This is a genomic window from Enterococcus sp. DIV0421, from assembly GCF_051713745.1.
Classification (GTDB): domain Bacteria; phylum Bacillota; class Bacilli; order Lactobacillales; family Enterococcaceae; genus Enterococcus_D; species Enterococcus_D casseliflavus.
In genome coordinates this window covers 1-1,888 of sequence record NZ_JBIOQM010000011.1, presented here as the reverse complement: position 1 = coordinate 1,888, position 1,888 = coordinate 1, and the positions used below count along the sequence as shown (strand labels likewise).

The following is a 1,888-nucleotide window of genomic DNA, read 5'->3' as shown; positions in this document are numbered from 1 at the left end:
AAATAATACGTTGTTGTCTGAACAAAAAGCAAATCAGGAAACGATAAATTCTTATGAAAAAGAAAATAAATTGTTGCAAGAAGAACTTGATTCACAGGAAGTGAATCTTCCAAAAGATACACGATCGGAAGTAGAATTCAAGAATATTGAGAAAGTAGCCAAAGCATTTACAGATGGTTTTTACACGAACAATTCTGAAAATATTCAAGAGAAAATGGATCAGATTCAAGAGTATCTTACGCCAAAAGCCAAAGGGAAAATCGTTCCCTATTGGGTAGAAAGTAACGACAAACTGACGGTTGAACAAAGCAAAATCGGTGAAAAATATTACGTGAATTTAGAAAATGTATTAGGCGAAGCAACTGTGACGGGTTTCTTATATGTGTCGACAAGTTATGAAGGAGACAAGCCCTTTACCGTTCGTTACCTGATACAAATGGATCTGAAAAAGAATGAAAATAATGTCTGGCAAGTGAATGAACTCCGAGAAACAGTCACCACGAATGATGTGCCGGAACGATTCTATGACTAGAGGAGGACGGCACAAATGAAGAAAATGAACGAACTGATTGAACGGATTGAAACCTTCAGAGAGGACTTCCAAAAAGGGCACTTTCAGAAGTCAAAAGTGAAACAAAAACGTGCGAAATTGTCACCCATTATTTATCGAGGAATGTTTCTACTTACGATCGTAGGAACTCTTTTTTTCTTCAGTTCACGTCTTCTTTTTGAAGACGATCGTCCAATTATAGATAGTGGTGTCGGAGGAAAAAGCAGCCAAACTATCGGCAATGATACAGTTCAAATCTATCAACGGACGTATAATCCGAAAACAAATTACATGGAAGTGATTTTCTTAACAAGTCGAAATGAGACGAGTGTGAATCGAGCGTATCAAGCATTTGTTGGGTCTGTGAAAGAAGGCAATAAAGGGACTGCTTTAGCGTCCAAATTAGAACCCCTGTATGACAATTATTATCTTTTAACTATTCCAGAAGTTCCTCAAAAGTGGACAACACTTTTGATCGATTTTGGTTATTCAGAAAAAGAGATCAATGTGAATCCTACCTACAATCAAGAAGGAGAAATGGTGTTTGAAGATACGGAAGAAGTGAACCAAACAGTCTTTTACATTGATTATCGCAAAGTGAAAAATAGTTCCCAACTTAAGAAGAAAAAGTTGAATGATCATGTGATCGAGTTGACCGAAAAAGACATTGAAAAGGCAATCGAAGAGCGAAAAAACTTGCAGGATAGTATTCAAAAAATTGAGACAGAAATCGAGAAAACGAAATCAAAAATCTTAGAAAATAAAACGTCAATGGAGTATCTTACGGCAGGGGAAAAAGAAGAGATAGAGAACGCAAATAAGCAGTTAAGTAGTCAAATTGATAGCTATTCCAACGCAATTGAAGAAGCGCAAAAACAAATTGAGGTGATCGAAGAACGTCGTCAAAAATTGATCGATCGAAACCAGTCTGCGCAAGTGGAAACCGAAAATAAATAACAAAAAAGCATAGGGCGAAAATAGGGCGATGATAGGGCGATGATAGGGCGAAAATGGGGCGAATGGGGCGACAACAGGGCGAAAATAGGGTGAAAATGGGGCGAAAAAGTGCAAAAGTGGGCCCCAGAGAAAAGCCTTGCACTGCAAGGCGGGACACCTTGTGTGGACCCCATTTTCCCTTATGCTCTTACACTAGACAGAGGCGAATAAGCCAATGTTAAGACCTAGATAGAAAAATAGAGCTTCAGATCGCTATAAAAAAACGTAGAGGTATGTATGGAAGATGAAACAAGTCGTTTAAAAATACGTGGTGTTAGCAAAGATGTTCAACATAGATTAGCTGTTATAGCGAAGAAAAAAGGATACAAAAGTCGTGATGAT

2 protein-coding genes are annotated in these 1,888 nt (G+C 37.9%); both read left to right on the top strand.

Features of this window, described 5'->3' with window-relative positions:
• Nucleotides 1-532 (top strand): hypothetical protein (locus IGI96_RS19655; protein ID WP_438785708.1); only part of this gene is annotated, 532 nt, incomplete at its 5' end.
• 15 nt (nt 533-547) lie between these two features.
• Complete coding sequence (locus tag IGI96_RS19650; protein ID WP_438785707.1) at nt 548-1,507, top strand: hypothetical protein; 960 nt, start codon at nt 548-550, stop codon at nt 1,505-1,507.
• The last annotated feature ends 381 nt before the right edge of the window (nt 1,508-1,888 follow it).